The following is a 26,239-nucleotide window of genomic DNA, read 5'->3' as shown; positions in this document are numbered from 1 at the left end:
TAATCAATAGTTCAATATGCAATAACCATACCAAGTTTTGAATATTCAGATTTTAATTGAAGATAATTTTTATTTATCATCATCATAAATAAATTGGTATTTACCAAGTTTGCGCATGATCGTCGTTTGGCTAACCTCCAGGGCTTTGGCCATTTTCCGGGTTGATTTATATGTAGAAAGGGCCTGGGACAATAATTGCTTTTCCGTTTCCTCTAACGCTTTTTTCAAGGGAATGATTCCTGTTAAATTGACTAGCGCCGTATCTTTGTAGGTTAAATCGGAAGGCAAATCCTCTATCGTTACGATAGGTTTCCTGGCCGTCACAACAATTTGTTCAATTACATTTTCCAATTCCCGAACATTACCCGGGTAATCCTGCAGCTGCAGAATTAACTTGGAATGATCATCTATAGTGATGGATTGACCGTATTTTTCATTGAATTTCTTCAGAAAATAATCGGTTAATAATAGAATATCTTCCTTTCGCTCACGCAGCTGCGGTATTTCCATTGGAACGACATGCAACCGATAATATAGATCTTCACGAAACTGATTATTCTTGATCATTTGCTTCAAGTCTTTATTCGTAGCGGAGATAATACGAATATTCACCTTTTTCTCCTTGGTTCCCCCCACCTTCATGAACGTTCTGTCCTGGACCAGATGCAGGATTTTCACTTGAATATCGAGTGGCATTTCCCCGATTTCATCAAGAAACAGCGTGCCGCCATCAGCACTCTCAACAAGACCTTGTTTCCCGTGCTTATTGGCTCCCGTAAAGGCACCGCTTTCGTAGCCAAACAGCTCGGACTCAATTAAAGCGGATGGAATCGCACCGCAATTCACTTGAATGAATTTCTTATCCTTTCTTTTGCTAAGATCATGAATGATCCTTGCTAAAACCCCTTTCCCGACCCCGGTTTCTCCATGAATGAAGATCGATGAATCCATCGGGGCCACTTTTTCAGCTAACTCCAAAACCTTTATCATCTTAGCGGAATTTGTAATGAAGTTATTGAACGAAACGGTTCTTGAATTTTCATGCTGGGCCCGCTGGCTCCTAAGGTTCACCCTGTTCAATTGACTCTTCATCTCAACCAATTCCGTAATATCCCTGGAATTCGAAACGATTCTATATAAGTTCCCCTCTTCATCAAAAATCGGCTTCGCTGTGCAGAATACAGTCAAGCCATGCGGATAGGTTTGCTCCGCTGAATGGATCGCTTTCGTTTTCATCGTTTTTAATGTAACCGAATTGACGATCAAACCCTTTTCAACTAACTCATTAATGTTCTTATTAATAAAGGCCTCCGGCGGTAGCCCTGTAAGCTTCTTACACGCTTCACTTACGAATAACGTGTTCCCGTTGGCATCCGTCACGAAAATCTCATCATAGCTGGAATGCAGGATTTGTGTGAGCTCCTTTACCTTCTTTCTTGTCACCTCCAGCTCTTTCTGCAGTGATTCATTTAGACTTATTAAGCTCTTCATCTGCTTTTTAAGCAGCATTTCCCTGACTTCAGAGATCGGATAGCATCTATATTGGTTATCGCCATGTTGAATCACAAAATCATAGATGCTCTTATCCTCTTCACTTAGCTTATCTAGATTCTCCACGATGACAAATGATGAATTAAGATAAGCCGTGATTTCCTGATTTTGACCCTCACTATCCAACTGCTTCAAAAAGAAACCTTCCTCCAATATGCCGAGGATTTCCAAGTGATTTTTCATGACAATAAAAGGAGAGGAATGTATTTTCAGTAATGCTTTTACATCCAAAATAGAAATATCGGAAAATACAATCAGTGATTCTTTTTTTAATACCGTATCCACCTAATCACCCCATATTTTGATTTCGAACCGTTTTTGTTACACTCTTTGATACGTTTAAAAATAAGTGATCCTCTCATAAGCAAAGAATGTCCATATATCAACCGATTCGAACCTGAACCTATAATGAATCACCAGTTTCCAAAAAAGGTTCAGTTATTATATATAAAATACTCGTTTCATGGGCCATACCCTCTTTATGAAAGTAAAAAAACTATTTTCATCACCATTCCCTGAACGGCATGGTTATTGCATATTGAACCTGTATAGGGATAGGTAGAGGGCGAATGGATGCCCTCTATACTCTCATTCTATCTAACATTAGGGAGTGGTCATGATCATGGCACAATTCAAGAATCTGTTTACCCATTTAACGATCGGTTCTACCGAATTAAAAAACCGGATCTTAAGTACAGCCCATCAAACAAACCATGTCACGGACGGCATCCCCACCTCGGATATGGTGGCCTATCATGAAGCCCGCGCGAAAGGGGGCGTCGGATTGATCATTCTTGAAGCAGCATCCGTACATCCATCCGGCATGCTTACGTCCAAAACGATCGCAGGATATGATCAAAGGATTGTCCCATCCTACAAAGAACTTTCCGAAACGCTCCATAAGTATGGAACGAAGGTTTTCTCCCAGCTATTTCATGGCGGAAGGGAAGTCGTTTCGAGCGACTACCGAAATGCAGCATGGGCGCCATCAGCCGTTCCCAGTCTGCGCTTCGGCGTCATGCCAAAACCAATGAGCTTAGAGGATATTGAAGGAGTGATTGAAGGGTTCGCCCATTCAGCACGGCTGGCAAAGGAAGGCGGACTTGATGGAGTGGAAATTTGCTGTTCACACGGATATCTTCCTGCCCAGTTTTGGTCACTAAATACAAATAAGCGCACCGATCTCTACGGCGGTTCATTCGAAAATCGGATGCGATTCATCATGGAAATATTGGAGAAAGTATGGGAAAGAGTCGGGGAAGACTTTACCGTCGGCATTCGCATGAGTTCAGACGAACTGACGATGGACGGGACAACGATGAAGGATTCCGTGCAAATCGTCGAGTATCTCGCAGAAAAGGTCCGATTGGATTTCATCAATGTCACAGCCGGAGATTCCAGCACCTTCGAGGGATCAACACATATCGTGCCGCCATCACCCATAAAGCACGCTTACCTATCACCACATGGATTCAAAATCAGGATGGCAGGAGCCGTACCAGTCTTTGTCGGCAATCGAATCGTCGACCCCGTTGAAGCTGAGCAGATCGTATCAACCGGAAAAGCCGATGTAGTGGGAATGACCAGGGCCTTAATCGTCGATCCTGACATGCCCAACAAAGCAAAAAACGGCGACCTGCAAGCAATCGATGCATGCATAGGCTGTTTACAAGCCTGTATCGGTCACTATCATAAAGGACTGCCGATTGGCTGTGTCCAAAACCCGACAACAGGTAAAGAAGCATGGATCTTACCAGAATTAAAGAAAAAGAGAAACAAACAGAATGTCCTGGTGATCGGCGCCGGACCCGGCGGATTACAGGCAGCGATAACAGCGGACTCACTCGGTCATTCCGTTACACTGATCGATCAAAGCAAATCAATCGGCGGCCTGCTCCGCACCATGCGCAAAGCTCCCATGAGGCATGAACTCGCAGAATCGATGCTCGATAACTACTCCCGGAAATTAATGAGAAGCAACATAAATGTGCAATTAGGTAAAACGGCAACCACCCAAGAAATATCCGAATCGAACCCGGACGCCATAATCTGTGCAACAGGATCACGTCCCTATACACCAGCCATCGAAGGAATCGATGACCCACGGATCATCATGAGTGATGACCTTTTCAGCTCAACTAAAAAAGTTGGGGACAACGTACTGGTATTCGATTTTGGCGGTGACTGGCCTGGCATGGAAGCAGCCATCTATCTAGCTGAAAAAGGCCACCAAGTAACACTCATATCATCACGACTGCACATCGGTGAAACCGTCCACCAATATCTCAGGAATGAATACCTAAAAAAACTATACAACCTAAACGTCACACTCCTACCCCATTACGATATCGGGGCAATCAAAGATGATCACGTCATCATCCGGAATCTATTCACCCAACAAAAAGAAGAACGAACCAATTGGGACTCCATCGTCCTCTCCCTTGGCCGCATTCCCAATACAGAACTATTCGAAGAAATGAAAGGCCATGCTCCCATCGTGAAACAAATAGGAGACTGCCTTGGCCCGCGTACGATAGAGGAAGCGACGCATGAAGGGATGATGAGTGTGATTAGTTTATAGAGGGTAGAGACATTCCTTGGTGGAATGTCTTTTTTTGAGGTTGAGTCTTTTCCTAAAAGAAAAATCCTACTGAAGTATGTATTTGACAAGTAATTTATGTATGAAATGGCAGTTATTTTTTGCATAAAAAGAAAGCCCTGATATACAAGTATTACTCATTCAGAGCCTTGGATATTAGGGCATTTTAAGTTTAATGAGTTACCCTTACTCAGTTCGCAGAACCTTGCTTGATCTCCATTTCCTTTTCTTGAGGAACGGACCGCTTTATAAATAATGAAGCTATCCATGCGATGGCTACTAGCCCGAATGCAAGCAAGAACGCACTTTTCATTCCAGCAATCATCGCTAGAATTTCTAATGTAGACTCATCTTTCGTAATCAACGTATTTTCCATAAAACGCTTAGAACTACTTGTCATAATTGATACAAGCAGTGCTGTCCCGACAGCGCCCGCCACCTGCTGAAGTGTGCTGATAATGGCCGTACCGTGCGGATATAACGGAGGTGGCAGTTCGTTCAAAGCGTTGGTCATGACGGGCATCATGACCATCGAAATACCCAACATCAATAGCGTATTGAAAATCATAATCGTACTGTAAGAGGTTGACAATGTGATAAAGGCAAATTGCCACAGCGTATTTGCCATCAACCCTAATCCGATTAGCGCAAGCCACTTGGGGCCGAATTTATCAAATAATCGGCCTGTAATCGGCGACATGATCCCCATGACGGCACCGCCTGGCAACATAACCAAACCTGCCTCCAATGGACTGTAACCTAACGCATTCTGGAGAAAAATCGGCAACAACATCATCGCAGAGAACATCGCCATCATGACGATCATCATAATCAGCGTCGATACCCTAAAAATGTTGTATTTAAATGTTCTTAGATCTAGCAACGGTTGTGACATCGTCAATTGCCTCCAGGTAAACAGTACTAAAGAAACTACGCCGATTGCAATTGGAATAAGGACTTCATTGCTCGACCAACCCCCATTGCCTTCACCAGAACTGCTGAATCCGTACACAATCCCCCCGAAACCAAAGGTTGAAAGAAGAATCGACATCGAATCAATCTTCGGATTAGTTGTCTCCGTCACATTTTTAAGCTTCAAATATGCAAAGATAATAACAAACAGCGCAATTGGCAGAACACCGAAAAAGAGAACCCGCCAACTGAAATGCTCAACAATGATTCCTGAAAGAGTGGGTCCAATCGCGGGAGCAAATGTAATTACAATTCCAATCGTCCCCATTGCCGAACCCCTTTTTTCAATAGAAACAATGGCGAATACCACATTGGTCAGTAAAGGAAAGAGCAGCCCGGTCCCCGCCGCTTGAAGCACCCTTCCGATTAAAAGCACCCCGAACCCTGGTGCGATTGCCGATACAAATGTCCCCACCGTAAACAAGCCCATAGCCACAAGGAACAATCTTCTTGTCGTGAACCGCTGAATTAAATAAGCGGTGACAGGTATAAGTACACCTATAACCAGCAGATATCCAGTTGTCAACCATTGCGCGGTACTTGGCGCGATTCCGATGTCATCCATAATTTTAGACAAGGCTACGTTAAGCAGCGTTTCATTCAAAATGGCTACAAACACACCTAGAATCATTATCATGACTAATAAAAAGTTGCCTTTGTTCCCAAATGTCCCTCCGCTTTGATTTGATTCGTTGTGATTTTTCAAATTCTTTCCCCTTTCATTGCCAAATGCCTACCAACTGTGTTGTTGCATCAATGGTTAGGAAGGTATCATCGATTCAATCGCCAGTACAGATCATTTGGTGTTATTGTGCATTTCTTTCTCGTGCAAATCCTTGGTAATGATGTTTATGATTATAGCAATTGCCTCATCTATTTAAATTATGCACAGTCAACATTCCTACACCTTCTTTCCATCCATGTTCCTTTATATACTTGCCAACTATACAGAACAAATATTCGCTTTAATGCTACCACATATTTCAATTGTATAAAATGACCTATTTCAACTATTCTACCCAATTCCGTATATCACGCGGAGTACTTTATGGGCCCGAAAACCTACATGGCTAAAAATTTGTCTGAAGATAATCGATAAATTCTTAATTACAGTTACGGGGTTATCCAATTAGAGTAAGTAACCAACTCTATAATTTATTACACCCCTTAATCATGATATTATTTAATCGTAGCAAACCTATAGGAGGACAACATGAAAAAGCAAGTTAAAGTAGTTGCAGCCATCATTGAAAATGAAAAAGATGAAATACTATGTGCGTTACGCTCTCCAGATATGAGCATCCCGAATATGTGGGAGTTTCCAGGTGGAAAAGTAGAAAAAGGCGAAGATATTTTTACTGCTTTAAAAAGAGAAATTAATGAAGAATTGCAATGTAAAGTTGAAACGGAAACTTCAACATTTAATGATAATACGCATGAGTATGAAACCTTTATCATTAATTTGTTGTCTATAAAATGTAAGATCATTGAAGGTACCCCAACTGCCAATGAGCATTCTAAACTGATATGGTTAAAGCGAGAGAATTTAAACTCTTTAAAATGGGCTCCTGCTGACATTCCAGCTGTGGAACAATTAATCAATGAAAAAAATAGTCTTCTCAAATGAGAAGACTATACTCTTTTAGTGAACTCCGTATATAAACTAGCTGGCACTTCATTCTCTAATTCCATTGTAACGGTAATTGGCTTTTCCCCTTCATATTCTACCGTGTTACCCTTCCCGATATAAATATAAGGTTCTGTCTTTCCATCTATTTCTTTAAACTTTCTAATAAATAAATGTAAATGTATCCCTCTATCCTGGTTGCAATATTCTTCCCTCTCTCAGAACTTGGGGCTGTACTATTTGGAGTCTGCCATTGAAAAATGCGTTCATTTATAAATTCATCGTGGTAATTAATGCTCTCTTTAATATCTTCTTCTCTGTGTAAATCAATAAATAGAAAATTCCAGAAACTACCACAGTTCCCTAATACATTTTATCTTCTCAATTAATTTATACATAAACCTAAAAGCCAAATCCCATTAGATGCATCGCCTACAGATACTTGGTGGACGAGTTTCTTCTATAATAACTAATTTCTATATTCTTTCTCTTATTCTACAAAAAACGTTCGTAAATGTTATCACTCACATAGTAGAAGAACGTTCATAAATGTTTTTTGAGCTTTTCCGAACGTAAATATCGCTTATTTAATGAAAGATTCTGTAATAGCGTGTCCTATCCCTTGTGCTGCCCCTGTTATGATGATTACTGTCTGTCTGTCTGTCCGTTCGTTTGTCATCATTCTTTCCACCAAAAGATAAAATTGCGCTGATTGCACAAATGGCCATTAATATGGAAAATGGTTTTTCTGTCCCAGTAATGGACTGTACGATAAGCGTTTATTTACTTTTATATAACTTTATTGATATTCCTCACAATTTTATTAGAATGAACAAACTTAATATAAACCATTACAACAACTCATTTTTAACAATTTAAAATTAGGTAACATAAATTAATTACCTAAATATATATTCAAAATGCTTTTTCTCCAATAATTCCTTTTTTCGCCTTAAATGTATTTTTTTCAATCCATTTTGTATATTATACTATACATAAGAGGTGAAAAATTTGAAAAGAGGAAAAGTAAAAAACAACGTGCGATATTTTCGAAGATTACATGATTTTACTCAAGAAGAACTTTCGGATCGAATAGGTGTACATAGACAAACCATTGTTGCTTTGGAAAAACAAAAATACGAACCCTCAATAGGAATTGTCTTGATGCTCTCAGCTGTATTAAATGAACCAATCGATAAATTATTCTTTTTAGAAGAAAAAACAGATTAAATTCAGGAGGGATCTTTATGCGATTGAAAAAATGGATGATTTTAGTTGGTTATATGTACTTATTCTTTTCCTTTGGATATTCATGTTATTTAAATTTTACAAATGATGGTAACTTATGGTTTTTGTGGGGCATAGCTTCTCTTGTTATCGGTTATCAAATAATTAATTTCTTAGTCGAGAAAAAAAATGATAAGTGGAACAGTAGTTACGTTGTTGCAGATCAACGTATTTTTCGTAAAATTCTAGTTTCTCTCTCTATATCATATGTTTTTATCCTGATTTTTTTATTGATTGGAACTATTGGGTTCTACAATGATTTCACATCAGGCTATAATATTTTGGTCGGAGCTATTATTCTAAGTTTGTTAGTTTTTATGATTTCCCAAATTGTGCAAGGTTTTGTAAACTAATCTAAATAAAACTTCAGATAGGTTGTAAAAAAGTTAGTAAATCCTCCCTTATAGAATTGTAAGGTAAAAAATTATAAGGAGGATTTTAAATGACAATCATTAAAATCATTATCTTTAAATGCGCTAGAAAAACAATCGTTTAAAGAGAAAATCCAGGAAAAAGTAACAGGGGTGGTTCTTTTACTTAGCCTTGCGCTCAAAGTGATAATGAAGTCTATATTCACAAATATCTTTGGTCATATCAAACAAAAACCTTTGGTCTTCTGGTCTTACATCAAAGTTTAGCTTGAAAATGTCATCTTCGTAAGAAATTAACCCTTTAGAGCTTCCACTCCACTTAGACATAGGCATAGTCGAAATCAACTTACTAACTCCTGCTTCATCGTAATGCCATAGCTTTCTAGAAGATTTATCTGCAAAGTCGATTTGTTTTCGATACTCTGTTTCTGTTAAGTAGCTATGAAAGAATGGTGCTGCATCCTCTGAGGTGATTGGCTTAAACCAACCATCCTCTCCACGCTCTAACATCGCCAGCAGAACGACCATTTTATAACTCTTCGCCATACCTGTTTTCTCTACTTCCACTAGCCATTGTTCATATCTATGATAGATTTCGGATTCCGTTTCTGAAAGCTCTTTAGCATATTCCAAGAAACCATAATATGAAGAGAATTCCTGACGATATTGCGGGGAATCAGAGGCACCTTTTAGATGTAACTCTAAATAAGAAGGCCTTCTACCTAATTCCTGTTTTAATATGAGATAATCATTTACTAATTTATCTCGTCTAGGTTGCTTCTTTTTCGCCATTTCCTTTAAGAGATTAATTACCTGAATATCTAATTCTATTTCACATAACACAGGAACAACCGGCTCAATAGTTTTCGTCTTCTGCTTGCTCAAATCCGTATCAAACAAACTTAATTTAACATCTGCATTTCGATAATTACCAATCAAATCTATAATAACGCAATGATTCTTGGAGTCATGTAGCCTCAGTCCTCTGCCAATCTGCTGGGTAAAGACCGTTAAAGATTCTGTTGGCCTAACAAATAAAAGCGTATCAACAGCGGGGATATCGACTCCCTCATTGAATAGATTTACCGTAAAGATAATATCGAGAGATCCATCTGCAAGCTGGCTTATTGCATCATCTCTATACATGTCTTTTTGCTTTGAATGCAGACTAATTGCTCTAAATCCGTTTCTATTAAAAAAGTCAGAAAGAAAATCTGCTTGCCTAATAGAAGAACAGAAACCTATTGTACGAGTTTGTCTTTTTTTCTTCCAGACATCCAATACCTTTTCAGCCATCTCATCCCGTAATTGTAGCTGTAGTAACTCCTTTTCATCATACCGATTTCCTAACCAAGTAATCTGACTATAATCTGTATCATCATACACACCAAAATATTTAAATGGCGCTAACCAGTTCCGTTGAATTGCCTCAAGGAAATCCATCCGGAATGCTACATTTCCACCGCAGATAGCATAAACATCCTTGTTATCATTTCGATCCGGTGTAGCCGTGATTCCAAGCAAAAATTTTGGTTTGAAGTAATCTAGTACTCGTTGATAAGAATCAGCCGCTGCATGATGAAACTCATCGACGATAATTAAATCAAATTCTTCAGGATCAAAAACTTGAAGATGCCGCTGCATGCTTAACGTGTAAATAGAAGCAAAAATGGTATGTCCATGCCGCTCCTTCACCTTGCCATTATAAATAGAAAAGCTCTCTTCCGGCATAACCGTTTGGAATGACTTCTTAGCCTGATATAAAATTTCTTCAAGATGGGCAATAAACAGCACCCGTTTAAAATTGCGGGCAAAGAACCCAGCTAAATATGTCTTTCCTAATCCGGTGGCCATCACAACTAACGCCTTATCATAATCTTCTTCCATTGTTTTATTTAATTCCTCTAATGCCTCAATTTGTGCAAAGCGAGGATAAATTTCCCCATACGGTGCAGATGATTCATGAATGACCTCCGCTGTTGGAATAGACTCATCAACTTCACTTGGAAGCATTAAATCCATTTCCTCTGTTTCTGTCCACTTTTGAGGAAGATTTGGATTAGCTATATGAAACTTCTCATAGCTTTCTTCATAATTCTTCAACGTTTCTTGATTTAAAGAAATCGTATGATCACTATAAAACGTTTCTAAAAATAGATGTAGCCCTTGAGAAAATACTTCTTCATCATCACTAATAGAAAGACTCCATTCCACTCCATTACTTAAAGCCGAACGTGAAAGATTGGACGAGCCAACAAACAGGCTATCTTGGCTTTCTTTTTGAAATAGATAAGCTTTAGGATGAAAGGACACCCCATTACTCTTCCATAACCTGACCTCAATTCTTGAATCAATCTCTAACAATATCCTTAATGCTTCTGGCTGGGTCACAAACAAATAATCGCCAGTACACACTTTAATTTCCGCTCCACGTTCAGCAGCTGCTTTTAATGCTTCTCTCAAATATTGAACACCAGATTTCATCACAAAAGAGGTCAAAATACAAATAGAAGAAGCAGAATCAATCTGCTTCAATAGGTGTGACCCTAATTGACTGGTAATTAATTGGACCTTACTCATCTTCAACCTCAATCAGATAAATCTTCTCCTTAAATCCCCCGCGTTTAGCCGCTTTGATCTTCCTTACTTTCTCAACTTCCTCGATTGAAGCCCCATGATACTCAGCCAGAGCATGAAGGATTTCTAACATATCGGCCAACTCTTCAATCGCATCCTCTTTACTTTCAGTCTCTACATATTCCTGTAACTCTTCAAAGCTCTTCTTTTTCAATTCTTCTAAGTATTCCTTCTCATCTAACACTCTCGTGGTAAACTTCTTACCTGTAGCTTCAATCACTTCAGGAATCCGATCACGGACTAATTTATTGTGGACTGGCATAAATGGGCCTCCTTCAAAGTTTATATTACAATTACAATTATATCACTTACCCAAATTTTGTATTTATAACAAACCTCTCTTAATCATGATATTATTTAATCATAGAAAACCTATAGGAGGATAACATGAAAAAGCAAGTTAAAGTAGTTGCAGCCATCATTGAAAATGAAAAAGATGAAATACTATGTGCGTTACGCTCTCCAGATATGAGCATTCCGAACATGTGGGAATTCCCAGGTGGAAAAGTAGAAATGGGTGAAGATATTTTTACTGCTTTAAAAAGAGAGATAGATGAAGAATTACAATGCAAGGTTGAAACAGAGACTTCAATCTTTAATGATAATACGCATGAATATGAAACCTTCATCATTAACCTACTGTCTATAAAATGTAGAATCATTGGAGGTACCCCAACAGCCAATGAGCATTCTAAACTTATATGGTTAAAGCGAGAAAATTTAAGTTCCCTAAAATGGGCTCCTGCTGACATTCCAGCTGTGGAACAATTGATAAATGAAAAAAATAGTCTTCTCAAATGAGAAGACTATACTCTTTTAGTGAACTCAGTATATAAACTAGCTGGGACTTCATTCTCTAATTCCATTGTAACAGTAATTGGCTTTTCCCCTTCATATTCCACTGTGTTGCCCTTCCCGATATAAATATACGGCTCTGTCTTTCCATCTATTTCTTTGTACTTTCTAATAAATAAATGTAAATGTATCCCTCTATCCTGGTTGAATACAATATTCTTTCCTCTCTCAGAACTTGGAGCTGTACTATTTGGAGTCTGCCATTGAAAAATGCGCTCGTTTATAAATTCATCGTGGTAATTAATACTCTCTTTAATATCTTCTTCCTTGTGCAAATCAATAAATAAGAAGTAGTCATTTCCATTTGAAAGTAGACCAGAACCCCTAAAAGCACTGTGGCTTTTACGATAATTTGATAGTAATGCAGCATCAGCCATTTGATATTGTTCATACAGCTTCAAATGTGGCACACCATAGTAGTCTTCTTTAAATTCCTTTTCATATCTAAAGATTCCATAAATGATCAGATCTTCGATATACGTTCTATACTCTTCATTGTGTAGAACCTTTTGATAAGAAGTTGTCTTAGTTAAATGACCATTTTCAAGTGCAAATAACTTAAAGTTCCTCTTTTTCTGACCAGGATCATAAAAATCCTGATTTAGACACTGCAAGGCATGTAATACGCTATCTTCATCTACCTCTTTAACCAACTTCAATATCTCATGTTTTGCGGTTTCTAAAGAAATATCATCATGGTCCAATAGATATTTAGCAATAGCAAATTCATACACTCGCTTTAAAGGTAGCTTACTCGATAATTCCCTTAATACTCCTTCAAAAGCTTCGTCTAGTAATAGCCTTTTCAAGGAATCTTCTTTTTCTACTTTTGCTACAAATTGCAAATATGTTTTTTCGCGATTAATAAACTTAATCGGATCTGGAGCTCCATCAAATTTCATATAATCCATTAATAATAAAGGAATTTTACCTTGATTCATTTTCTTAAATTCAAAGTACTCTTCCTTCAAATACTTCAAAGAATTAAAGTTTTCCCTATCAATCTGCGCCAATATCCGTTCTTCCGAGATTTTATCCATTTGAATATGCGTACAACCTGGAATATTTGCAAAGCCAGTCGCAATCGCAACCTTCAAGCTTTCTTTATCATAATAACGGCTTCCATTTAATGCGATAGCAATTAAGAACGTTTTACTATGATTCCCGATAAAATCAAGGACAGTTAAGAAACTCTTGTCTTTATGTTTACGGAGCCCTCGTCCTAGCTGTTGAATAAAAACAATCGGAGAATTAGTAGGTCTTAACATTAATACGGTATTTACAGAAGGAATATCGACACCCTCATTAAAAATATCAACGGTGAAAATAAATTCTAAGTCATCATGATCATCTTCTAATCTTTTTATATAATACGATCTCAGCTCGACTGAGTCATTTCCAGATAAACAGATACTTTGAATACCTCTACTATTAAATTCTTGTGCCATATATTGTGCATGTTCAACGGTTACACAAAACCCTAGACCTTTTCTTTTTTCACCGTCATGGCCATAGAAATTCATATTCTTAATAATAAAGTCGACTCTCTCGTTAACCTTTAGTCTCTTCGTTATCTCTGCTACATCGTCAATATCTACATCACTTAAATCAATTCCCTCAATGTCGGTAATACCAAAATAATGAAAGGGAATAACCAGTTCATCCTCTAAAGCCTCATGTAAACGAACTTCCAAAGCAACATTATTATCAAATAGGTCAAAAACATTTTGTTGATCGCTTCTCTCTGGAGTAGCTGTCATACCTAATTTGAATAGTGGGTCGAAATATTCTAGCACTGCTTGATAACTAGGGCTTGTTGCATGATGGGCCTCGTCAAAAATAATATAATCAAATTCGTCTCGTTTAAATTCCTGGTAACATTTAGACAAAGTTTGAATGGTAGAAAAAATATAATCAGCATTTTTTTGCTTTTGATTCCCAGTCAGTAAACCAAATGTCAGTTTTTCATTAGGAAGGAGCTTTTCAAACGTCTCTTTTGCTTTTTTTAATATTTCTTCTCTATGTACAATGAACAGTAATCTCTTAGGCTTGAATCCCTTTACGTCAAAAGCAGACATATATGTTTTACCCGTCCCTGTTGCTGCTATAACTAAGGCCTTCTTTTCCCCAAACGATCTAATTCTTTCAAGGTTTTCAACCGCACGTTTCTGCATGTTATTAGGAATGATATATTCAGAGCTTTCATAAATAAATTGCTGTGTATTCGTATAGCCCTTTAATTTACTCAAAAACTCTTCATACTTACTAATGAAATTGTCATCCGCTACGACACTACTATTCCATAAGCCATCATATTCCTTTAATACATCTTTAAGAAATTGAGCATCCCCTTTAGCAATAATCTCAATATTCCACTCAATATTACTCTTAAGGGCACTTTGAGTAATATTAGAAGAACCAATAATCACCTTATAACTATCCCTAAATTCAAAAATATATGCTTTCGTATGAAACCCAATCGCCTTATCTGTTTCAAAAATCTTCAAATGAATATTACTAAACTCATTTATTTTCTTTAAAGCCTTCGCTTCAGTAAAATTCAGATAAGTAGAAGTAATAATCTTCCCCTTTACTCCCCTTTTTTCCGCGTTCTTGAAAGTATCCAACAACAGCTGAAGACCACTATAATTAATAAATGCTACGCTGAAATAAAACTTTTCACACTCATTTATCGAAGAGATTAATTCATTTAATAAATTACCCTTGTCTGAATTGACTATTAGCTTTTTCTCGATGATCATGACTGGCCCCTGACTGTAAATTTTTAGATGTAATTTTCAATAACTCGTAGAATAATAATACATTACTCTGGCTTGTTACTAAAAGCGATGGTTTCTCTTCAACTTTTTTATCAGATAGGAAAACTTATTCTATTCTTACTTCATCAAGTAGTTCTGGTAAGTCTTTAACTTTTTCTATATTACATATTTCTGAAAATACCATTTTTTCTGTTATATTATTAAATATTTATTTTTATCGTAATTATCCTTAATTGTTACTATTCCATAACACCAAGAGACGTAAAAAACTCCTACAATAGACCATCTATTGTCTGTTTTAATTCTTCATATGTACTTGGGTGAGTTATTTTCTTTAGTGAATTTAAAGATATTGTTTTTTGATTGGGAAAATGTATATCTAAGTCTTTAGTTAATGCAACGTAAAATTCCCATTGTGTCATATTTAAAGGTTCAATTAATTCAAAATTTTTTTCTTTTAGTAAACAAAAGACATATATATCTGCATGCCGTTTTACGGTCGGGCTATATTTATTTGTTTCATAATTATATTCTTTTTTTGCCCCAATACTAAAACTGATGTTTGAATATTTTTCTTTATGCCATGCTTGGATATACGCAGAAGATTTCACCTCAATTTTCATGTCTTTATAAACTAAATCAAATGCGTCCCATTCAACTCGTAATTGATTTAAACAGCCAAGAGCAGTTCCAATTAAAAACTCAGCAAAAATTCCCCTTAGGTTGTTTGTTAATATTTTTGAAAATCCCCATTGCCAGAAATCTAAAATAGTATGGTCTGTTCCTAATATTGGGGTTTCTGATTTAAGCGGTATATCATTATTCATTTATAACCACATCCTTTTATTTCAGACGACTACCAACGTTTCCCAATATATTTTATCTTCCCAATTAAGTTTCACATAAACCTAAAAAACATATCCCATTGGATGACGAAATCATTTATAAATTGCTTCTATTTATCTATTTTAAAAATCTTCTTCCCATGCTTCTTTTGCATCCAATAGCCTTTGTGATAAAAACTCATAAAAGTTCTTGGCTGTATTGTAGTCATCAAGTCCACCTTGTCTATTCCACGCTATTACCGGGCACTCATTATTCTCCATTTTGCTTGTATATAAACAATAGACATATTCTCCAGCATTTTCAATAACCACTAAATCCTTATCCAATCCTAAATCTCTATAACTCTTCGTGTTAACAACAACAGGAGTTCTATTTGACTTAGCCACTCCTAAAATATCAACACCAAATGCCCCACCAGAACCATAGGTCGTTAAAAACCATTTATAACTTTCAGGTAATCCCACCCCTAGCTCTTTTTGGACAACATTGATTTGACTTTCATCTGCTCCACCGGTAAAGTCATCTGATTCCTTATGTTCATTAATAAAATTTGTTAATTCCTGTTTATTCATTCAAGATTCCTCCTTTTACCATTCGCTTTTATCTATTTGTTTAGCTCTCATATGACTCATGAAAACTGTTTGGAATTTCCACCATTGATCCTGGCTGATTAAATGATGAAGCTCTACAACAGTGCCCTCTTTCCAAAAGGGAGCTCTTCCTTTCTTATTCCACATTCTTATAGTTTTTATATTCTTTACTCGTACCCTATAACGTTTTTAAGCCACTTTCTTCCCTCTTACTATCGACAATTTATAAGCTGTTTTGTGCTTCATCATACCGTAGTGCATGATTTTTAATTTATTGTCTATAACACATTAGGTATCTGTATTTGAAATAAACACGTACACGAGGAGTAAATTCTTAGCTTGCGTTTTAATGTTTCACTTTCGATTTTAGGACGTTCTAATGTGTAAGGATTCGGTTATATAGGTCAAAAAGAAAACCTTGACTGAGTGACGAACACTCAATCAAGGTTTTTAGCTAATTGGTTTGGTCTTTTTATATTAATTATTTTCATTCTTGATTTGCTCAAACCATATCCTAGCAATAGAACTTGCAGTTTTATTAGAATCATTTGTATGTACAAGATCATATTTATAATCTGCCGCAAGTTTATTCGCTTGTACATCATAAACAATCTTAATTTCTGTTGGCATTTCACGATCATATTTTCTGCATAATTTAATCAATTCTTTAATATTTTCATTTATTATTTTCACAACTGCTTTTTGTCGATCTACTGATATATCATAAGAAAAGTTTGCATTACCCTCTTCATTGACTAATGCATCATTTCTCGCCTAAACTCGTATGTCTTTTTTTATCGTGTCAAGAGATGGTAGGACAAACAAGTGCTTATGATGGTAAACCATCATAAAGTCAATTCTTCAAAATGACCTTTTCTTTTTCTGTCCACTTCTCATATGCTTTGCTTTTCAATTATCTGCACATGCTTTACTTTACTATTGAACTGGTCCCATAAATTCAGTAATAATGAGGATATGTTCTTTTAATTTAACCTTTTTTAAGTTCTCAACTTTTTCTGCTCCACCCAGACCTAATAGCGGTGTATAACCAAAACATTCATCATACTCCAACTTATTATATTGTTTTATTGCTTCTGGATAAGGATGCCAAGATAAATCTTCATCTCTGAATTCTAAGTCAGCAATATTTTGGAAGAAAAACTCAAATGTAAACATAATAGTCTTTACCTTACCGTACCTGTAATTAAGTAATCTAACATATCCATCTGACCAAATAACCAAATCCCCCATGCCAGTAGCAAACAATACTATTGAATTTTTATACCTTTCACTACTATCTTCTAAAACTTCTTGAAATTCTTCTGGATTTACACTTTTAAAATATCCTTGCATAAACGTTCCAAACCCATAGTCTTTCCATAAATCCACCATTTCTTCTGGAACTACATGTTTATATTTTTCGATAATTTCATTCGGAACTTTATTATGTAACTTAAAATCCGTTAAATACTTATCCATTAAAACTCCTCCTCTAGTTTGTTAACTTTACATTTAAATACGTATTTTTCCGTTGTTCTTGTGTCATGTTCTTTGCTAATCCATTAATTTGTTCATCTACAATATCAATTCTATATCGCCATTGACTACCTATAGAAGAATTAATTTTCTTATCTCCCATTCCCCCAATTACCTCTGCTTTTCCACCCGCTATCTGGTCAGGATTATGCAGTGCAGCCTGAGTATCTAACCATCCCTTGGCTTCTTTCTTAGCCTGAGATAAAGTTAGTCCTTCTCTTTGTAGTTCATTTATCTTTTGTACATAAGCTTCTTCCCTAGCAGCTTGTTGAGCTGCATTACTCTCTATTGCTCTACCTTCATCAATAAACCGCTTTCGATTTTGTTGGTATTCATATACAGTTAGTTCGTTCATACCCTTTTCTTGGTCTTTTAACTGCCTTGCAAATTCCTCTGAATCAAATTTAGTTTTATAGTTAAAGTTTACCTCAATTTCACTAATTCTTGGTACAGTATCTATATCTTTAACTTCCTTACTATCCTTACCCGTACCCATACCCCTACCACTAACCTCAGACTCCACTCTCGCCATCGAAATTAACTGTTCTTTCAACCCCGCACCATTAACCACATTATAAGGTACTCCACCTGCCAACGACAGTTGGTTTTTTGGATTGTATGGCAATAGGTTAGGGATGGAGACTAGTTCTTTTGCCTTTGTTGCACCTTTTACTGCAGCCGCTTTTGTAGTCGCCACCCCAGTCTTCGTTATGGCTCCTGCGCCTTTTGTTCCCACTATTGATGTGACGACTGTTCCAAGGGCATAGGATACCCAGTGAGCCCGCGAGTAGGCATCTCCATTTACCATATCCCGTTCATATGAGTCGGAGATGGGTTTGGATATATATTTATAGGTTTGTATCGGGTGCATGATCGAATTGGCTACGCCTTCAACCGTTTCCCCTGGATCTGTGACAAAGTCCCAAACTCCTGTCACAAAGTCTTTACCTACATCATACAGGCCTACGCCTATTCCCTTTGCAATGTCTGCGGTTTGCTTGGATGCTTCTAGCTGCATGACATATTGCTGCTGGGTGGGCGCTAAGTTTTCATACCCGATCTGCTTGGCGATTTTGAGGAACTCATCTGGATCTGTTACATGATCGAGTTTTGCCTTCAATTCCTTGATCCTTCGATTCTCTGCTTCCTCTTGCTTAACCTTCAGATATTCTGCGGTCTCTTTTTTCCTTACTTCTAGGTTTTTATAGGCTTCACTATTTTTGTAAGCTGTTGCATTAAAATAGAGCGGGGATACTACTCCTCCCCTTGTACTGGATACTTTCAATTGCTCCATGAGTGCCGTCACTGCCGCTTGGTCCTCTTCGGATTTAGCATATTCAGTTGTCCACTTATGATCAATTTCGTTTACTTTGTCTATCGTTTCGGTCCGTTTTGTTTCAGCTTTCTCGATATTTTCAAAGAACGCATCGTCGGAAAAGGGCTCTAACTGAATGATATCATCAATTCCAGCAAATATTTTTTTCAGATCATTTTTCTGGGCTGTGACCATCTCCTTGGAATTTCGACTGGCATTTGTCAGCTCTTCCTCTAAAAATGGGACCGTAACCACCGTTTCACTCAGGTTAGCTTCGATTGTATCTCCTTGAATTCCACTTAAAAAGGCAATATGCCGATTGATCAGACGCAGCCAAGAATCCACGACATCGATTTGTGCTTTGTAAAACCCTTTGATTGCCTCTGCGCCTTGCCCCTGCAGCTCATCATCCAAATGAACGATACTCTCAAATCCTTTTTTTAATTCCGTGAGCTGTTCCTTTAGATCCTTATATTGTCCGACACGCATTTGCATGGCAGAAACTAGTGTTTGAGATTCGTAAATCATAGACATTATGGAAAGTCCTTTCAACTTCTTTTCTTATAAAATCTTAGAGATTCCCAGATTTCCTTTTTATGTACTATTTTTATGTACTGTAAAATTATGACTACATATATTTTAGAAGAGTTTCTATATTTATTCAAGAAATGAAGGGGTTTTTTTGAGACGCTGTAATGATGTCCAGCGATACTGACCTCAATGCGAGTTCTTCAGTTGTACAGATTTAGGAAGTGGCTTTACTCGTGATTAAAGTCGATGAAGATATCGAAGCAAAACATTTTAGAAATATGAGTTATGACGCAAGTTAACGGGCAAGCATTACGCTAGCCCGTCTTTTTTATGTGGTACCCAATCTTTAGTTTACATCCCTCCTAACACTTATTTCTTCAACTGTAATGTGGCTGCACCCTCTGAAGTTAAGAATACAGCTGTTCCACCACTTTTGTATGGTTCGAGTTTCACTAGGATGATGTGGTGGTTTGTTCCTTCTTCTACTGTTGTTCTATCTTATTCTGCTAGTACTGGAAGTTGTTTTCGATTAATTCTGTACGTACTGGTCCAAGTCAGATTTTAATGAATCTAGCGAAGCTATCTTCTACAAATTAAATACTATTCTCCAAGTAAGTTAATATGCCCCCCACCCTATTAATGAGTATATATAATTATTAATCGGAATACATATATAATTCTTTTTTCCTAATTAACAATATATTAAATGTGACTCTTGGAGTATAATCTATTAGTAATGATTGGGATAGGAGGAAATATTTTGTTAAAATTCAGAAAGTACATGGCATCAATTTTGATTTTGACTTTGTTATGCAGCATGTTGCCAACCTACACAGGTGCTTCAAGTGAAAATACAAGTCAGACTACAAAAATTGAAAAGGAATCAATCAACACGGACAATTTGGATGAAGTGGTGAAAGAAAGAACGAAAAGTTCAAAAACATTCACGGATGGAGAAGGAAACTTTGTTAAAGAGATTTATCCAGAAGAAATACATAACAAAGTAGACGGAAAATACAAGACCATTTCCGAAGAGTTAGTGGAAAAAGATAATAAGGGCTACATAGAGACAGAAACTACAAACTTAGCATCTATGTTTCCTGAAAAATTAGGGGAAGGTAAGCCTTTAATTTATCAATCTTGTGAACACAAGTTATCATTTGAGTTAACCTATGCCTCAAATGGAGAGAAGCAGACTGAACCAACTTATACATCGGGGTCAGTAAAGGAAGAAAATTCAATAACTCATAAATCTTTATACCCGAATATTGATTTACGGCATGTTGCCTTAAATAATGAGGTAAAAGAAGATTGGATCATGAATGAATATAATGGAATCAATGAATTTCACTATACCATTCAAACGGATTTATACGGTCAAGTTGAAAAGAACGGATCAATAGGGTTCTATGAAAGCGAATCTAAAGAGAAATCAATTTTCACCTTACCAAAGCCTGTAATGGTGGATTCAAAATATAACGACACGTTCGGTGATGGTGTTCGATCGACAGATATCCATTATGAGTTAAATAAAAAATCAGATAATGGATATGAGTTAGTTTTAAATGCCAGTAAAGAATGGCTATCTTCGCCTAAGCGAGTCTTCCCTATTTATATTGACCCTTCTGTATCAATAGATGCATTGGGAGATACATTTGTGATGAGCGCCTACCCAAACAACAATTACAATAAAGAATGGGATCCAACACAAGGGGAATAAGTATTAAAAACAGGATATTATGATAGCACAACAGGAACCAATTACCCGTTTATTAAATTTAGTGTTATTGGGGATTTAAAGGGTGCAACCATTGATTCTGCTGAATTAGCCGCCTATGTTACCCATTCTTATTATGTCGATACAAAAACGGATATATGGGTAGATGAGGTAAAAGCACAATGGTATGTAGATCAATTAACTTGGAACAATAAGCCATCATCCACCAAAATAACAAGTACGTCTGTTGCTAGGGATCAGTGGGCTTATTTTGATGTTAAGAATACCATCCAGGCTTGGGTTAACGGTACAAGAGAAAATTATGGATTTAAATTCCATACGAACGGAAATGGCAAAACACATTGGAAAAAAATCACGGCTGCAGAAAGTGCGAAAAAAGCTAAATTGGTCATTAGTTACCACTATGAAAAGATGAAGAATCCTACAGTCAGTTCTTACTCCTATGGTGAGGGGAAGGCTGATGGATATATTGATGTTAAGTGGGGTTCCGTTCATGGAGCAAAGTCTTATGATTTGCAAATGTATGATGGTAAGGGTTATCAGACTATTTATTCTGGTACATCTACAAGTTGGTCATCAAAGGGCAAAAAGATCTTCCCTAAAGCTCCTTATTCAACAAGTACCACGTATAAAACGGATAGCACGGGTGTTGAATTACCGGTAGACCCAAGTGCTTTTTATAGTGCGAAAAGTGGAGCGACAACTACGAAAAAAGATTACGGATTTCGTGTAGTAGCAAAATTTGCTAATGGAAATAGCCCGGCTTCAACAGTTATTTACAAAAGCATACCAGTTGTACAAGTGGGAATTCCGGATATTCCAACCGTAAAATCATATGCGTACCCGGAAACAGATACAGTAAATAAAGGGCGTGGTTGGCTTGATATTTCCTGGAAACCAGTAACTAATGCAACGGGTTATAAAGTTCTTATTTGGAATGGTACAAAATATAAAGAGTTTTCGGTAGGTAAAGTAACCAGTGTTAGTACAAAGGGGAAAAAGATCTGGCCTACGGATGCGGATTTGAAAATTGGGATTAAAGAACTTTATCCAGTTGAATTAGATAAATCGACAAGTATAGGTAAAGGAACAGAATTACCAATTGACCCTAGCATTACTTATGGAAATGGTTCAAATCGTTATAGTATTCGAGTCAAAGCAATTTCTGAAGCAGGAGATTCAGCTTCATCAGATGTTAACTATGGATACATACCACTATATGCACCTAAAAATGCAAAGCTAACTAGTAACTTAGAGGATATGGTGAATAACAAAAGTAGTTTGACAGTGAAGTGGGATGCGACTCCTTCAGCAAAATATTACGAGGTACAGATTTCAGATGATAAAACAACTAAAACATATCAAGTAAAAGGCAAAACGTCTTTCACAACAGAACCCATTTATGGTGTTTCATCAAATTATTCCGCAACGGTTAAAGCCTATTATGTGGACGACGACAATGCTCCAGAAACAGAGCAGGGTAAAATGACTGGAAATCGTGGCTTGAGCCCTGCTTCGAGTAAAGCTACTGTATCAATTGATCCGAGAGAAGATTTAAATGGGTTAGAAGATCATTTCACTTATGAAGACCACCATTCATTTGGAAATGCAACTGCTTCCGTCAATGTAACCACGGGAAATATGGTCATGGAGTTCACAGATCAATCCCTATTCACTCAAGGACTCTTGGGGTTTGATTTTACCCGTTACTATAATTCACGGTCCACTCGTACATCTGTGCTTGGGCAAGGTTGGACATTTGCAGGAAATGAAAATCTTGTAGAAGTAGATGCTACGAGCACAGAACCAGCAAAAGTCATTTATTATGATGAAGATGGAACCAAACATGAATTCAGCTATGATTCTAGCAATAAAAAATATATCTCTCCAAAAGGGAAATATTTAACCTTAACAAAGGAAACGGCTAATGGTGCACAAGGATTTACCCTGAAAGAAAAAGATGGATTTTCAAAAATCTTCGAGGGGAATTCAAGTAAAACTAAAGAGTTTCGCTTATATGCCTACAAGGATATCAATCAAAATACCATCCGTTTTTTTTACAATCAAGATAAGTTATCCGAAATCTCTGAAGTAAATCAACAAGGCGAAAAAATTCGGAGTAGTATTCAATTAACCTATAACAATGATGGATTAATCAATAAAGTAGGATACGGAAGCAATTGGAAGGAAATTGGATATCAGAATAAGCAGTTGGCATCCATTGTAACAAAAGATTCTCGCACAACAGATAGCATCATAGAAAAGCTTTCCTATAATGCACTTGGCCAACTAGCATCTTATATAGATGGCAAGGGAAATGAAACCAAATATCTTTATGATGAAAATGAATTGAAGATATTTGACAAACAAGAAATAGATGCATCCATATCCGTCTCTACTACGTACCGTTATGATCAGGCAAAAAATGAATTTACGGTGACAGATACAGACGACAATGAGACGGTTTATAAACGGGATACGAAAAATGGAACTTTTGCTGTTAGCGAGATCATGAACAGTGATGAGACAACTTCTACCCTCAAATATGATGAGCAATACAATGTATTACAATCTGTTGATGAAGAAGGAATAACCAGTTCTAACAGCTATGATTCTCACGGGAATTTGAAAACCAACACAGATTCTAACGGAACGACTTCGTATGAATATGATGATAAAAACCAGGTAACTAAAGTCACCGATCCAAAGGGCACTCTGACGATTAACACCTATGAAGGAGAGAGTCTGTCTAGCACGAAGATTGGTGAGGAAACAACAAAGTACGAGTATGATTCGTTTGGTAGGGAAACAAAAGTGATTTATCCGAATCAAACCTATTTGGAAACAATTTATGATGATCTAAAAGAAAGGATAACCATAAAAGATACTAAAGGGCAGTCCACAAGTACTTCTTATGATCAGTTTGGCAACATAAAGAGTAAAACAGATGCTGGAGAAAGAATTGTTTCTTACGAATATCATCCACTACAGCCTAACGTGGTTTCTGCTGTAACAGACGGGAAAGGAAAAACGACTCAATATAAATACGATGGAAATGGGAATTTAACGACTCTTACAGATGCTTTAGGGCGAAACAAAACTTACGAATATAATGATAATGATCAAAGCACAAAAGCAACTTTACCTGGAATGGTGTTTACTTATCATTATAATTTGAATGGAAATATGGATGAGGAAGTTAAACCGTCTGGAAATAAACTAACTTATTCCTATGATGATATGGATCAAGTAGAAAGTGTAACAGCTTCTACCCCATCGAATGTAGAAGTATTAAAGTGGATTCAAACGTATACTGATGGTGGACAAGTATCCAGTGTAACCTATAAAGACTTAGGATCTGATCAAACACTCCTTCAAAAGGATTTTGCCTATAATAATCAGGCTCAACTGGAGTCTTATACGCAAGGGAAATACAGAATTGGATATACGTATGATGAGAATGAATATCCACAAAGTTCAACTATTCATTACAATCAAGATACAGATGCATGGAAGATTGAACAAACGCTTAAGTATACAGCTGAAGGGAAAACCGATGTACAAACAGTTGGAGTAGGCGAACAAAAATGGCTGGTGTTTGATTACGATGATGATCTCGCTAATAATAAACGGAAAGTCACGGTCAATGAAAATCTATATCAAAAAACCAATACATTTAATCAAAGTAATCTTTTAGAAAGTATTGTATATACTCAAGAAAATGATACGAGTATAAAATATGCTTATAAGTATGATGGTTCAGATAATATTTTAGAAGAAGTGAGCCCACAAGGAGCAACAAGTTTTACCTATGATAAGAATAGCCAACTGATTCAAGAAGTATTACCAGATGGTACGATCAATAAATATGACTATGATGATGTTGGAAATCGCAAAGAGAGCACTCGTGATGGTAAAACCGATATCTTTTCGTATAATGAAGCTAATCAAATTGCTACTAAAAATGACATAGTATACAAATATGATAAGGACGGAAATTTAATTCAAGATGAACATTATAAATATGAGTACAATGCCCTTGGTTATCAAACAAGAGTCACCGCTTTACAAGGCAAAGAAGTAGCTCGTTATGAGTATGATGAAGCTGGATTACGCACCAAGAAAATCATTGGTTCCCAAACACATGAGTACTATTACGATGGAGATCAATTATCTCTTGAAGTCATACGGATTGGCGATTCTATCGAGCAATATCGAAATTACCAATGGGAAGGATACACTCCTCTAGGGATGGTCATTCGTGAAAAAGATGTAAGTGGTAACTGGAAGGAACAAGCGTATCACTATTGGACAAATCATCGTGGTGATGTGGTATCGATTCGAGATAATGAAGGTAAAGAAGTAGGTTCCTATACGTATGATGCCTATGGAAATGTTTTAACAAAAGTCGGCAAAGTAGCTCAAGCTAATCCAATTCGGTATGCAGGATACTTTTTTGATGAAGAAACAAAGAACTATTACTTGCAAGCCCGTTACTATAATCCAACAAATGGTGCGTTCTTAGCATTGGATCCTGATTCTGGAGATAATGATGATCCAAGTACGCAAAATGGATATGGATATACATCCAATAATCCACTAAAATATGTTGATTATAATGGCGAAAAATTTGGATTTTTACTAAAATTCGGGAAAACTGCTGGCAAATGGGTCGTGAAAAAAGGCAAAAAAGTATGGCAATCAGGAAAAAAAGTCGTTAGAAAAATTAAAACTAGCTATGTTATTCCTAAAGAGGCAAAAAATACTCTTAAATATGTGAAAAAGCACGGTCATCCTAAACAAGGATACAAAGGTGGCGGTGTATATAAAAATAGCAATGAGCTATTACCAACAAATACAAAGTATAAAGAATATGATATTTTCTCTAAGAAAAAAGGGAAAAATAGAGGGTCAGAAAGAATTGTAATAGGGGAAAATGGAAAAGCTTATTATACAAATAATCATTATAAAACTTTTAAAACAATGAATTAATACTTGTTTAAA

Annotated in this window: 17 protein-coding genes and 2 pseudogenes; 8 read left to right on the top strand and 11 right to left on the bottom strand. The window is 36.7% G+C overall.

Going from position 1 to position 26,239, the window contains the following annotated elements:
- Positions 1–69 precede the first annotated feature (69 nt).
- Positions 70–1,836 carry a sigma-54 interaction domain-containing protein gene (locus tag Q8G36_RS07830; RefSeq protein ID WP_305159511.1) on the bottom strand — a complete coding sequence of 589 codons (1,767 nt, stop codon included), beginning with the start codon at positions 1,834–1,836 and terminating at the stop codon, positions 70–72.
- Between the two features lie 337 nt (positions 1,837–2,173).
- Here Q8G36_RS07830 and Q8G36_RS07825 point away from each other — a divergent pair, with 337 nt between their 5' ends.
- On the top strand, positions 2,174–4,132 hold the full coding sequence (locus Q8G36_RS07825; protein WP_305159510.1) for an FAD-dependent oxidoreductase: 1,959 nt from the start codon (positions 2,174–2,176) through the stop codon (positions 4,130–4,132).
- Positions 4,133–4,340: 208 nt separating this feature from the next.
- On the opposite strand, the gene Q8G36_RS07820 is transcribed toward Q8G36_RS07825, so the two are convergent.
- Positions 4,341–5,759 (bottom strand): DHA2 family efflux MFS transporter permease subunit, encoded by a 1,419-nt coding sequence (locus tag Q8G36_RS07820; protein WP_370694024.1) that lies wholly within the window; start codon positions 5,757–5,759, stop codon positions 4,341–4,343.
- Between the two features lie 576 nt (positions 5,760–6,335).
- On the opposite strand from Q8G36_RS07820, the gene Q8G36_RS07815 reads away from it, so the two are divergent.
- Positions 6,336–6,749 (top strand): (deoxy)nucleoside triphosphate pyrophosphohydrolase, encoded by a 414-nt coding sequence (locus tag Q8G36_RS07815; RefSeq protein ID WP_305159508.1) that lies wholly within the window; start codon positions 6,336–6,338, stop codon positions 6,747–6,749.
- A 5-nt stretch (positions 6,750–6,754) separates the two neighbouring features.
- Here Q8G36_RS07815 and Q8G36_RS07810 read toward each other — a convergent pair.
- Positions 6,755–7,080 (bottom strand): annotated as a pseudogene (locus tag Q8G36_RS07810) (DUF3427 domain-containing protein).
- A 680-nt stretch (positions 7,081–7,760) separates the two neighbouring features.
- On the opposite strand from Q8G36_RS07810, the gene Q8G36_RS07805 reads away from it, so the two are divergent.
- Together Q8G36_RS07805 and Q8G36_RS07800 are read left to right on the top strand one after the other, a co-directional pair.
- The gene (locus tag Q8G36_RS07805) at positions 7,761–7,979 is read left to right on the top strand and encodes a helix-turn-helix transcriptional regulator (protein ID WP_034309806.1); all 219 of its coding nucleotides are present in this window, start codon (positions 7,761–7,763) and stop codon (positions 7,977–7,979) included.
- A gap of 17 nt (positions 7,980–7,996) precedes the next feature.
- Entirely contained in the window at positions 7,997–8,389 is a 393-nt protein-coding gene (locus tag Q8G36_RS07800) for a hypothetical protein (protein WP_305159507.1), read from the top strand.
- A gap of 180 nt (positions 8,390–8,569) precedes the next feature.
- On the opposite strand, the gene Q8G36_RS07795 is transcribed toward Q8G36_RS07800, so the two are convergent.
- The gene (locus tag Q8G36_RS07795) at positions 8,570–10,987 is read right to left on the bottom strand and encodes a DEAD/DEAH box helicase family protein (RefSeq protein WP_305159506.1); all 2,418 of its coding nucleotides are present in this window, start codon (positions 10,985–10,987) and stop codon (positions 8,570–8,572) included.
- Entirely contained in the window at positions 10,980–11,306 is a 327-nt protein-coding gene (locus Q8G36_RS07790; protein ID WP_305159505.1) for a nucleoside triphosphate pyrophosphohydrolase, read from the bottom strand. Before Q8G36_RS07790 ends, Q8G36_RS07795 begins: the two co-directional genes overlap by 8 nt.
- Positions 11,307–11,431: 125 nt before the next feature.
- On the opposite strand from Q8G36_RS07790, the gene Q8G36_RS07785 reads away from it, so the two are divergent.
- Positions 11,432–11,845: a (deoxy)nucleoside triphosphate pyrophosphohydrolase gene (locus tag Q8G36_RS07785; protein ID WP_305159504.1), complete on the top strand. Its 414-nt coding sequence runs from the start codon at positions 11,432–11,434 to the stop codon at positions 11,843–11,845.
- Positions 11,846–11,850: 5 nt separating this feature from the next.
- On the opposite strand, the gene Q8G36_RS07780 is transcribed toward Q8G36_RS07785, so the two are convergent.
- From Q8G36_RS07780 to Q8G36_RS07755, 6 genes are all read right to left on the bottom strand, one after another.
- Positions 11,851–14,661 (bottom strand): DEAD/DEAH box helicase, encoded by a 2,811-nt coding sequence (locus tag Q8G36_RS07780; RefSeq protein WP_305159503.1) that lies wholly within the window; start codon positions 14,659–14,661, stop codon positions 11,851–11,853.
- A 290-nt stretch (positions 14,662–14,951) separates the two neighbouring features.
- On the bottom strand, positions 14,952–15,506 hold the full coding sequence (locus tag Q8G36_RS07775; protein ID WP_305159502.1) for a hypothetical protein: 555 nt from the start codon (positions 15,504–15,506) through the stop codon (positions 14,952–14,954).
- A gap of 141 nt (positions 15,507–15,647) precedes the next feature.
- Positions 15,648–16,097, bottom strand: a complete 450-nt coding sequence (locus Q8G36_RS07770; RefSeq protein WP_305159501.1) for an SMI1/KNR4 family protein — start codon at positions 16,095–16,097, stop codon at positions 15,648–15,650.
- A 495-nt stretch (positions 16,098–16,592) separates the two neighbouring features.
- Complete coding sequence (locus Q8G36_RS07765; protein ID WP_305159500.1) at positions 16,593–16,808, bottom strand: hypothetical protein; 216 nt, start codon at positions 16,806–16,808, stop codon at positions 16,593–16,595.
- A gap of 243 nt (positions 16,809–17,051) precedes the next feature.
- A complete protein-coding gene (locus Q8G36_RS07760) occupies positions 17,052–17,594 on the bottom strand; it encodes a T6SS immunity protein Tdi1 domain-containing protein (RefSeq protein WP_305159499.1) in 543 nt (180 codons plus the stop codon).
- A 13-nt stretch (positions 17,595–17,607) separates the two neighbouring features.
- Complete coding sequence (locus tag Q8G36_RS07755) at positions 17,608–19,500, bottom strand: polymorphic toxin type 15 domain-containing protein (protein ID WP_305159498.1); 1,893 nt, start codon at positions 19,498–19,500, stop codon at positions 17,608–17,610.
- Positions 19,501–20,257: 757 nt separating this feature from the next.
- On the opposite strand from Q8G36_RS07755, the gene Q8G36_RS07750 reads away from it, so the two are divergent.
- The 3 genes and pseudogenes from Q8G36_RS07750 to Q8G36_RS07745 all read left to right on the top strand — a co-directional run bounded on the left by Q8G36_RS07750 (position 20,258) and on the right by Q8G36_RS07745 (position 26,227).
- Positions 20,258–21,217, top strand: a complete 960-nt coding sequence (locus Q8G36_RS07750; RefSeq protein ID WP_305159497.1) for a hypothetical protein — start codon at positions 20,258–20,260, stop codon at positions 21,215–21,217.
- A gap of 15 nt (positions 21,218–21,232) precedes the next feature.
- A pseudogene (locus tag Q8G36_RS29145) lies at positions 21,233–21,616 on the top strand (DNRLRE domain-containing protein); the annotation flags it as partial.
- A gap of 3 nt (positions 21,617–21,619) precedes the next feature.
- The gene (locus Q8G36_RS07745; RefSeq protein WP_305274986.1) at positions 21,620–26,227 is read left to right on the top strand and encodes an RHS repeat-associated core domain-containing protein; all 4,608 of its coding nucleotides are present in this window, start codon (positions 21,620–21,622) and stop codon (positions 26,225–26,227) included.
- The last annotated feature ends 12 nt before the right edge of the window (positions 26,228–26,239 follow it).

The sequence above is a fragment of the Peribacillus frigoritolerans genome, from assembly GCF_030676415.1.
Taxonomy (GTDB): Bacteria; Bacillota; Bacilli; order Bacillales; family DSM-1321; genus Peribacillus; species Peribacillus frigoritolerans_A.
The sequence above is the reverse complement of the archived record's forward strand: the minus strand, read 5'-3'. Positions and strand labels throughout refer to the sequence as shown.

Excerpts from the sequence above, each read along its gene's own strand:
- Q8G36_RS07825 (WP_305159510.1), top strand. The coding sequence starts at position 2,174 with ATGGCACAATTCAAGAATCTGTTTACCCATTTAACGATCGGTTCTACC.
- Q8G36_RS07820 (WP_370694024.1), bottom strand. The coding sequence starts at position 5,759 with ATGATAATGATTCTAGGTGTGTTTGTAGCCATTTTGAATGAAACGCTG.
- Q8G36_RS07815 (WP_305159508.1), top strand. The coding sequence starts at position 6,336 with ATGAAAAAGCAAGTTAAAGTAGTTGCAGCCATCATTGAAAATGAAAAA.
- Q8G36_RS07800 (WP_305159507.1), top strand. The coding sequence starts at position 7,997 with ATGCGATTGAAAAAATGGATGATTTTAGTTGGTTATATGTACTTATTC.
- Q8G36_RS07795 (WP_305159506.1), bottom strand. The coding sequence starts at position 10,987 with ATGAGTAAGGTCCAATTAATTACCAGTCAATTAGGGTCACACCTATTG.
- Q8G36_RS07790 (WP_305159505.1), bottom strand. The coding sequence starts at position 11,306 with ATGCCAGTCCACAATAAATTAGTCCGTGATCGGATTCCTGAAGTGATT.
- Q8G36_RS07785 (WP_305159504.1), top strand. The coding sequence starts at position 11,432 with ATGAAAAAGCAAGTTAAAGTAGTTGCAGCCATCATTGAAAATGAAAAA.
- Q8G36_RS07780 (WP_305159503.1), bottom strand. The coding sequence starts at position 14,661 with ATGATCATCGAGAAAAAGCTAATAGTCAATTCAGACAAGGGTAATTTA.
- Q8G36_RS07775 (WP_305159502.1), bottom strand. The coding sequence starts at position 15,506 with ATGAATAATGATATACCGCTTAAATCAGAAACCCCAATATTAGGAACA.
- Q8G36_RS07770 (WP_305159501.1), bottom strand. The coding sequence starts at position 16,097 with ATGAATAAACAGGAATTAACAAATTTTATTAATGAACATAAGGAATCA.
- Q8G36_RS07760 (WP_305159499.1), bottom strand. The coding sequence starts at position 17,594 with ATGGATAAGTATTTAACGGATTTTAAGTTACATAATAAAGTTCCGAAT.
- Q8G36_RS07755 (WP_305159498.1), bottom strand. The coding sequence starts at position 19,500 with ATGTCTATGATTTACGAATCTCAAACACTAGTTTCTGCCATGCAAATG.